Annotated in this window: 6 protein-coding genes; 3 read left to right on the forward strand and 3 right to left on the reverse strand. The window is 74.8% G+C overall.

Features of this window, described 5'->3' with window-relative positions:
- A partial coding sequence (locus CA983_RS35240) for an acyl-CoA dehydrogenase family protein (protein ID WP_279628493.1) occupies nucleotides 1–479 on the forward strand: 479 nt, incomplete at its 5' end.
- On the opposite strand, the gene qcrB is transcribed toward CA983_RS35240, so the two are convergent.
- From qcrB to CA983_RS35255, 3 genes are all read right to left on the reverse strand, one after another.
- Nucleotides 451–2,085, reverse strand: coding sequence for a cytochrome bc1 complex cytochrome b subunit (gene qcrB / locus CA983_RS35245; RefSeq protein ID WP_086604820.1), 1,635 nt, complete (start codon nucleotides 2,083–2,085; stop codon nucleotides 451–453). The two genes, CA983_RS35240 and qcrB, sit on opposite strands and share 29 nt — an antisense overlap.
- 194 nt (nucleotides 2,086–2,279) lie before the next feature.
- The gene (locus CA983_RS35250) at nucleotides 2,280–3,014 is read right to left on the reverse strand and encodes a vWA domain-containing protein (RefSeq protein WP_086604816.1); all 735 of its coding nucleotides are present in this window, start codon (nucleotides 3,012–3,014) and stop codon (nucleotides 2,280–2,282) included.
- Between the two features lie 13 nt (nucleotides 3,015–3,027).
- A complete protein-coding gene (locus CA983_RS35255; protein ID WP_086604817.1) occupies nucleotides 3,028–3,759 on the reverse strand; it encodes an ABC transporter ATP-binding protein in 732 nt (243 codons plus the stop codon).
- 138 nt (nucleotides 3,760–3,897) lie between these two features.
- Between CA983_RS35255 and CA983_RS35260 the strand changes: the two genes are divergently transcribed.
- Together CA983_RS35260 and CA983_RS35265 are read left to right on the forward strand one after the other, a co-directional pair.
- Nucleotides 3,898–7,239, forward strand: a complete 3,342-nt coding sequence (locus CA983_RS35260) for an FtsX-like permease family protein (protein WP_086604818.1) — start codon at nucleotides 3,898–3,900, stop codon at nucleotides 7,237–7,239.
- Nucleotide 7,240: 1 nt separating this feature from the next.
- On the forward strand, nucleotides 7,241–9,327 hold a 2,087-nt coding region (locus CA983_RS35265), incomplete at its 3' end, for a hypothetical protein (protein WP_086604819.1).

Genomic DNA, 9,327 nt, shown 5'->3' on the forward strand with positions numbered 1-9,327 from the left:
GTCGCCTCACTCCCCTCGCCCCCGGCGGCGAACTCCTCGACGCCCCCACCGGACAGGCCCTCACCTGGGCCCGTCTCGCCACCGCCGCCCAAGCCCTCGGCGTGGGCCTCGCACTCCTCGACAGAACCGTCGAATACGTCAGGCAGCGCACCCAGTTCGGCGTCCCCGTCGGGTCGTTCCAGGCGGTCAGGCACCGGCTGGCCGACGTGAAGATCGCCCTGGAGTTCGCGCGCCCGCTGGTCTTCGGTGCCGCCCTGTCCCTGCGGCCGGCCGAGGTCGCCGCCGCCAAGGTCGCCGCGTGCGAGGCGGCGTACACCACCGCCCGCACCGCGCTGCAACTGCACGGCGCGATCGGCTACACGGCGGAGTACGGCCTGTCGCTGTGGCTGACCAAGGCCCGGGCCCTGCGCACCGCCTGGGGCGATCCCCACGCGTGCCGGGCCCTGGTCGTCAGTGCGGCTGGTGATCGCCGCTGGTGATCGCCCGGTACTCCTCGACGGTCGGCTTCTCGATCCGCGCGTCCGGCCCGAACATCGCCTTCGCGAGCCGCGCACGCAGCCGCTCGGACCGCTTGACCTTGCGGCGCACGCCCCCCGCGTCGACCACGGGCCCCACCTCGTACGGCGGGTTCTGCTCGTGCTGGGTGAGGGTGTACAGCTCCGCCTGCGAGAGGGGCTCGTGCACCTCGGTGTACTCACCGTTCGGCAGCCGTCTGATGGTGCCGGTCTCCCTGCCGTGCAGCACCTTGGCGCGGTCGCGGCGCTGGAGGCCCATGCAGATCTTCTTCGTGACGATGAAGGCGACGACCGGCAGCACGAAGGCGCCGATCCGCACGAACCAGGTGATCACGTTGATGGACAGGTGCAGATGCGTGGCCACGATGTCGTTGCCGCCGCCGATCAGCAGCACCGCGTACAGGGTCAGCCAGGCCACGCCCAGGCCGGTGCGCACGGGCGCGTTGCGCGGCCGGTCCAGGATGTGGTGCTCGCGTTTGTCGCCGGTGATCCACGCCTCGATGAAGGGGTAGACGCCGATGGCGAGCATGACCAGCGGGAAGAGCGCGAACGGGATGAACACGCCGAGCACCAGCGTGTGGCCCCACAGGTTGATCTCCCATCCCGGCATCACCCGGATCAGCCCCTCCGAGAACCCGAGGTACCAGTCGGGCTGGGCGCCCGTGGTGACCAGGTCGGGGCGGTAGGGGCCGAAGGCCCACACGGGGTTGATCTGGGCGATCGCGCCCATGATGGTCAGGACACCGAAGACGAGGAAGAAGAAGCCGCCCGCCTTGGCCATGTAGACCGGCAGGAAGGGCATCCCGACGACCGACCGCTCCTTGCGTCCGGGCCCCGGGAACTGGGTGTGCTTGTGGTAGAAGACCAGGATCAGATGGACGGTCACCAGGCCCAGCATGATCCCGGGCAGCAGCAGCACATGGACCGGGAAGAGGCGCGCGATGATGTCGTCGCCCGGGAACTCCCCGCCGAAGAGGAAGAACGCCACATACGTCCCGACGATCGGGATCGACAGGATCGCGCCGTGCGCGAAGCGCAGGCCGGTGCCGGACAGCAGGTCGTCCGGGAGGGAGTAGCCGGTCAGGCCGGTGATGATGCCGAGCATCAGCAGGGTCCAGCCGAACACCCAGTTGAGCTCGCGGGGCTTGCGGAAGGCGCCCGTGAAGAACACCCGCATCATGTGCACCATCATGCCGGTGATGAAGACCAGCGCCGCCCAGTGGTGGATCTGCCGCATCAGCAGCCCGCCGCGCACGTCGAAGCTGATGTCCAGGGTGGACTCGAACGCCCTGGACATGAGCACGCCGTTGAGCTCCGTGTAGGAGCCGTTATAGACGACCTCCTGCATGCTCGGCTCGAAGAACAGGGTGAGGTAGACGCCGGTGAGGATCAGGACAATGAAGCTGTAGAGGGTGACCTCGCCCAGCATGAAGGACCAGTGGTCCGGGAAGACCTTGCGCATGTTGGCCTTGGCCAGCGCGTAGAGCCCGAGCCGCCCGTCCGCCCAGTCGGCGAGCTTCTCGCCCTTGCCGGCCGGAGGCCTCCTGCGGGCGGAAGCCGTCCCGTACATCCGTCGTGCGCCGTCGTCGTACACCTGTCGTCCGCCGTCGCCGTACACCCGTCGTGCGCCGTCGTCGCCCATACGTCGTCGCCTCCCCGTCGGATCCTTCCCAGCGTGGCACGGCAGCGCGGCCGTGCAAATGGGGCGTATGGGCGGATAGGCCAGGGGGCGGGTCGATTAGGCCACGGAGGCGAGCAGATGGCTCAGCGGCTGCCGGGATCCCGCACGATCCCCTGCGCCCTGGCGGCCACCAGCCACTTCGGGAACTCGCCCACCAGCCGGTCGTACAGCTCGGCGTCCGGTACCTTCCGCGGCTCCTCACCCGCGTGGAAGAACCCGGCGTTGTCGACGACCCGCATGCCCGGCACGGGCAGCTCGTCCAGCTTGCGCAGGAAGTCGAACTGCTTGCTGGCCGGGTCGCCGAAGCCGATGAACTGCCAGAACAGCGGCAGCCTCGCCGCCTTGCACAGGTACCGCTCCGCGGCGAGCTTGTTGATGGGCCCGCCGTCGGTCTGGAAGACCACGAGGGCCGGCTCGGTCGCCCCGCTGTCGACGTAGTGGTCGATGACGGCGTCCATCGCCAGGTGGTAGCTGGTCTTCCCCATGTGCCCGAGCCCGGCCACGATCCGCTCGACCTTCCCCTGATGGTCGGCGAGCGCGATATCGGTGAGGGCGTCGACGTCGGTGGAGAAGAACACGACCGGTACCGTGCCGTCGTCGTCGAGATGCGCCGACAGCCCGAGCACCCGGTCGGCGAGCGCCTGCACACTGCCGTCCTTGTAGTACGGCCGCATCGAGCCGGAGTAGTCGACCACGAGGTAGACCGCGGCCCGCAGCCCGTCGAGGCCGTGCTTCGTGAGGGAGATCCCGGCGCTCTTGTAGAGGTTCACCAGCGCGGGAGCGGTCTCCTGGACCTTGCTCAGACTGATCGCGACCATGGGCCCCACCCTCTCACTCCTCGACGACCACACCGTCGCTCAGTTCCAGCACCCGGTCGGCCAGGCCGAGGAGTTGCGGGTCGTGGGTGGCGACGAGGGCCGTGACGCCCTCGCTGCGGACCACGGCCCGCAGCAGTTCCATCACCGCCAGGCCGGTGGCGGCGTCGAGCTGGCCGGTCGGCTCGTCGGCGAGCAGCAGGGCCGGGCGGTTGGCCAGGGCCCGGGCGATGGCGACCCGCTGCTGCTGTCCGCCGGAGAGCTCGGCGGGCCGCTGCCTCTCGTGGCCGGCGAGGCCCACCAGGGCCAGGAGCAGCGCCACCCGCTCCTCGCGTTCGCGCGGCTCGGCCCGGCGCAGCCGCAGCGGCACGCCCACGTTCTCGGCGGCGGTGAGGATGGGGATGAGCCCGAAGGACTGGAAGACGAAGCCGATCCGGTCGCGGCGCAGTTCCAGCAGCTCGCTCCCGGTCAGCGCCGACAGGTCCGTGCCGTCCACGACGACACGGCCGCGCTGCGGGGAGTCGAGGCCGCCGATCATCTGGAGCAGCGTCGTCTTGCCGGAGCCCGAACGGCCTTTGAGGGCGACCAGTTCACCGCGCCGGACGGCGAAGGAGACCCCGCGCAGCGCGTGCACGGTCGCGGCACCCGTGCCGTAGGAGTGGTGCAGGTCCTCCACCCGCAGCATCGGCTCGTCGGCCGCGTCGCCGGCGAGGGCGGCACCCGATCCCGGGCTGGTGTTCTCGGTCATCACCGCATCCCATACGGAACCGGTCCGGGCGGTCAAGAGCGGAACACCCCGCGCTCGAACGCATGTGCCGGACAGGTAACTCCGTGATATGCATGCCGGGTTGGGAGATCAGCGGTTCGGCCATCGGGTGGGGGAAGAGTGACCGGCTTACTGCTGCTGCGCCTGCGTGCGCATCGGCTGCTCCTCACGGCCGCGCTGCTCGCCGTCCTGCTGACCACCTCGGTGCTCGCCGCCCTGGCCGCCTTCTCCGGCTCCGTCGGGGACGCGGCGCTGCGCGGCACCCTGGGCGGCCGGGCCGCGGCCTCCGCCTCCCTCGTCGTAGAGGCGGACGTGCCCCGGGAACGGCGCGGGGAGGCGCGGCGGGCCGTGGAACGCGGGGCGCGGGACGCGTTCGGCGGGCTGCCGGTGACCGTGCGGACGCTGGAGCGGTCCGGGCCGTACGCGCTGCCCCGTTCCCTCCAGGACGCCGACGCCCGCGCCGGAGAGCCCGACCTCACGCACGTCGCCGCCCTCGACCGGTCCCGGATCAGGCTGGTCTCGGGCACGCTGCCGGGCCCGGCACCGGCGACCCGCGCCGCCGCCGTACCGGTCGCCCTGCCCGAGGCGGCCGCCGACCGGCTGGAGCTGCCTCCCGGAGCGCGGCTCACGCTCACGGACCGGCTGGGCGGCGAGCCCCTCCGCGTACGGGTGACCGGCGTGTACCGGGCGGCCGACAGCTCCGATCCCTACTGGCAGGCCGACGCCCTCGGCGGCCAGGGCGTGCGCACCGTCACCTTCACCACGTACGGGCCGCTGCTGGCCGACGCGTCGGTACTCTCCTCCGGCCGCACCTCCGAGGACGGCACCGGCTGGGTGGCGACGGCCGACTACCGGACCTTCACCACGGACGGCATCGGGGCGCTCCGCGCGGCGGCCGTACGCGCGTCCGGGGCGCTGCGTGCCGACCCGGCCCTCGGCGGTGACGCGGACGTGCGCACCGGGCTGCCCGAGGTGCTCGACCGGACCGGGCGGGCCCTGCTGGTGTCCCGGTCCACCCTGATGGTCGTCTCCGTGCAGCTGGTGCTGCTCGCCGGGTACGCGCTGCTGCTGGTGGCCCGGCTGCTGGACACCGAGCGGGCGGGCGAGACCGAGCTGCTGCGGGCCAGGGGCGGATCGCGCGGCCGGATCGCCGGCCTCGCCACGCTGGAGGCACTGCTGCTGGCGGTACCGGCCGCGATCTGTGCCGCGTTGCTGTCCGGACCGCTGGCCGGGCTGCTGGCCCGGTGGTCCTCGCTCGACGGGATCGGGCTGCGGCTCGACGCCGTTCCGGCGGGCCGGGTCTGGCTGGTCGCGGGCGCCGTGGCGGCGGCCTGCGCGGTGGCGGTCGTGGCGCCGGCGCTGGCGGCGACGGCGGGCGCGCCGGTACGGCTGCGGCGCGTCCGGGCCGCCACGGCCGCCGCGCCCGTGCGCGCCGGGGCCGATGTCGGGCTGCTGCTGATCGCGGGCGTGGCGTACTGGCAGCTCGACCGGCAGACCGAAGCGACCGGCGGCGGGGTGCTCAGCCGGGACCGGGCCGGGGAGCTGGGCATCGATCCGCTGCTGGTCGGGGCGCCCGCGCTGGCGCTGCTGGCGGGCACGGTCCTGACGCTGCGTCTGCTGCCGCCGGCGGCCCGGCTCGCGGAGCGGCGGTCCGCGAGCGGGCGCGGGCTGCCGGCGGCGCTGGCGGGGTGGCAGTTCAGCCGGCGCCCGCTGCGCGGGGCGGGTCCGGTGCTGCTGCTGGTCATCGCCGTGACGACCGGGATGCTGGCGATCGGGCACGGCGCGTCCTGGGACCGGTCGCAGGACGACCAGGCCGACTTCAGGACGGGCGCGTCCGTACGGGTCCTCGACCACAGGCCGGGCAGCCCCGGGCAGACCGGCCTCTACACCGAGCTGCCCGGGGCCGGGGACGCCGCTCCCGCGCACCGCGCCGCCCTCGGTCTCTCCGGCGACCGCGACGCGACGATCCTCGCGCTGGACACGTCCCGCGCCGGGGATGCGATGCTGATGCGCGGCGATCTCGCCGACGAGCCCCCGGCGAAGCTGCTGCGGGCCCTGGCCCCGCCCGCGCGGGACGAACACCGGGCGGTACGGCTTCCCGACGACACCCGGCGGCTCGCCCTCGACGCGCGGATCACCGACGTGCGGACCCGGACGGGACGCTCTCCCTCCGGCCGCGCGCCCCTGCTCACGGTGGTCGTGGAGGACCGGTACGGCATCACGTACCGGCTGGGCGCCGGGAACGTCCCGGTGGACGGCCGGGTCCACCGGGTCACGCTCGACCTGGACACGACGGCGACGGGCCGCCGCGCCGCCCCGGCCGGACCGCTGCGGCTGACCGGACTTCAGCTCGACGACACCTCTCCCGCCGGCCGCCCCGAACACCACCGCTTCACCGTCGAACGGCTGCTCGCCACCGGCCGCGACGGCTCCGCGCGGACCGTCCCGGTGCCCTCCGGAACGCGCTGGCAGGGCGGCCGGACCGTGACGGAGAACGGCGCCGTCGTCGCCCGCAGGGCCGCGAAGCCCGCCGTGTCGGGGACCGCGCCGCTGGCCGTGTCGTACGGCACCGGCGTCGACGCCGACGCCGACGAGAGAACCGGTGCCGCGCCGGTCTACACCGTCCGCGTCGACACCGCCGGGGCCGAGGCGCCGCGGAGCCTCTTGGCCGTCGCCACCCGGGGCTTCCTGCGGGCGGCGGGGGCCGGGCCCGGCGGCACCATCGACGTACCGCTGTCCGGGGAGCAGCTGCGGGTGCGGATCGTTCGGTCCGTCGAGGAGCTGCCGACCACCGCCACCGGCCTGGACGGCGAGACCATGGCGGGCGGGGCGTTGCTGCTCGATCTGCGGGCCGTCGACGCCGTGCTGGCGCGGCGGGGCAGCGCGCCGCTCACCCCGACCGAGTGGTGGGTGAGCGCCGCCCCCGGCAAGGCCGCCGAGGTCGCCGCCGCGCTGCGGGCGCGCCCCGACCTCGAACCGCAGCAGGTGCTGGTGCGGGACGAGACCGCGGCCGAGCTGCTGCGGGATCCGCTCGGGGCCGGGCCGCGCTCGGCGCTGACGGCGGTGGCGGTGGCCGCCGCGGCCCTCGCCGCCGGGGGTTTCGCGGTGAGCGCCGCCGGTGCGCGGCGGGAGCGGTCCGCGGAATTCGCGGTGCTGCGTGCCCTGGGCGCGCCCCGCCGGGATCTCGCCCGGCTGGTCGCGACGGAGCAGAGCCTGCTCGTCGGCGCCGGTCTGCTCGCCGGGCTCGGTCTCGGCACCGTCCTGACCCGGGCCGTCGTCCCGCTGATCGTGCTGACCTCCGATGCCGCACGGCCGGTCCCGCCCGTCCTCGTCGAACTCCCGGTGTCCCGAGTGGCCCTGCTCCTCGCGGGGGTGGCCGTCCCGCTCCTGCTGATCACCGCCGCGTCGGCGCTGCGCCGTGCCGAGCCGGTGGCCGCGCTCCGCCATCAGGGGGAGGGCTGAGATGCCGCCGAACGCACAGGGCGCGCCCTGGGTGCGGACCCGGCTGCGGACCGCGCCCGCGGCCGCCGTCGCCTTCGGTGTGCTGGTGCTGGTCACGGCGTTCCTCGCGGCCGTCCTGCCCCGGGCCGTCGAGGCGTACGAGACGGACGGGCTGCGCGAGGCCCTCGCCACCGCCTCCCCCGAGTCCACCGTGCTGGAGCTGAAGGCCCCGCAGCCCGGTCTCGAAGTCCCTGACAGGGCCCGGGCGGACGGGGTGCGGCCGGAGGCGCTCGCGGCGGTCGACGGCCGGGCGCGGGCGCTGCTGCCCGCACCGCTGCGGGCGGACCGGGCCGAGTCGGCGTACGGGGTGCGGACCGGTGAGAGCCTGGAGGCTCTGGACGCGTCGCTGCCCCGGCCCGACGGACTGCCGCCCAGGTTCACGCTGCTCGCGCAGTCGGGAGCGGCCGGCCACGCCACCGTGCGGGAGGGCCGGTTGCCCACCGCCCGCACGCCGGTGACCCTGGACACCAGGGTGGTGGAGGGCGCCGTGACCACCGAGACCGCCCGCGCGCTGCGGCTGCGGGCCGGCTCCACACTCACCCTGGCCGGTCTCCTGGACGGACCGCTGACCGTACGGATCACCGGCGTTCTCGAACCCCGGCATCCGCAGCGGAGTTACTGGTCCGCGGAACCGGTCCTGCGCACACCTGGCCTGGCCTCCACCAGCAACCGTCCACCGCGGTACTACTGGGAGGCGGGCGTCCTGCTGGCGCCCGGGGCCGCACCGGCGCTGCTCGGCGGTCAGGGCGAGCCGGAGAAGTACTGGCGGTTCGCGCCCGCGACCGGGGGGCTCACCGCAGGGGACACCACAGCGCTCGTCGACGCGGTCGCCTCCCTGGAGGACGGGCCCGCGTTGGTGCGGATGCGCGGGGCCGCCGGTCCGACGGCGCAGCTGTCCACGGGCCTGGAGCAGGTCGTCGGCTCCTACGCCCGGACCCGTGACGCGATCATGCCGGTGGTCGCCGTCGCGGCCTTCGGCATCGCCGCGATCGCCGTCGTCGTGCTGGTCATGAGCGCCGGTGTGGCCGCAGCCCGCCGGGACGCCGAACTCGCCCTGCTGCGGGCCCGGGGCGGCTCCCTGGGCGGCATCGCAGGGCGGCTGCTGGCCGAGACCGCGGTGCCTGCGGTGCCCGCGGCGGCCTGCGGGCTGCTGCTCGCGGTGCTCGTCGTGGAGGAGGCCCGGCCGCTGCCCGCCGTGTTCGGGGCGGGCGCCGTGGCGCTGCTCGCCTGTGCCGCGTTGCCGGTGCGCGCGGTCGTGGCGCATCGCAGGCCGCGGGCGCACCAGGAGCGCGACGACCTCGCCGAGATCAGGCCCGGCGGGCGCCGCACGGTCGCCGAACTGACCTTGCTGGTGCTGGCCGTCGGCTCGGTGGTGACGCTGCGCCGCCGCGGTACGGACGGGGCGGGCGATCTGCTGGTGAGCGCCGCCCCGGTGCTCGTCGGGCTGGTCGCCGCGCTGGTCCTCGTACGGCTGTACCCGCTGCCCCTGCGGTGGGCCGCCGGCCCTGCCGGGCGGCTGCGCGGCGTGGTCGGGTTCCTGTCGCTGGCCCGCGCGGGCCGCTCACCGGCGGCGGTCGCCACGCTGCCGCTGCTCGCCCTGCTGGCGGCCCTGACGACGGCCGCGTTCGGGGGGTCCGTGCTGGCGGGCGTGGCGGACGCCCGGGACCGGGCCGCGCTGCTGGAGACGGGCGCGGACGCGCGGATCGACACGGCCGACGCGAAACCGCTCCCGGCGGGACTGGCGCGGACGGTACGGGAGGTGGCGGGCGTACGGCAGGTCACGGCCGTGGGATTCGAGTTCGCCTCGGAGCGCGCGTCCGACGGGACGCGGTCGCTGACCGTGGTCGGCGTCCAGCCAGAGAGCTACGCGGAGTTGGCCCGGCAGATGGATCTCGGGGGTTTCGCGGCCGACCGGCTGGGGGCCGGGGGCGGGGTGCTGGACGCCGTCGCCTCCCCCGAGGTCRCCGAGCGGCTCGGGCGGGCGCCGCGCCGGATCGTGACGGACGGCGGCCCCGTCACGGTGCGGATCACCGCCGTGCGCCCCCGCAC

This window comes from Streptomyces swartbergensis (assembly GCF_002148965.1).
GTDB classification, from domain to species: domain Bacteria; phylum Actinomycetota; class Actinomycetes; order Streptomycetales; family Streptomycetaceae; genus Streptomyces; species Streptomyces swartbergensis.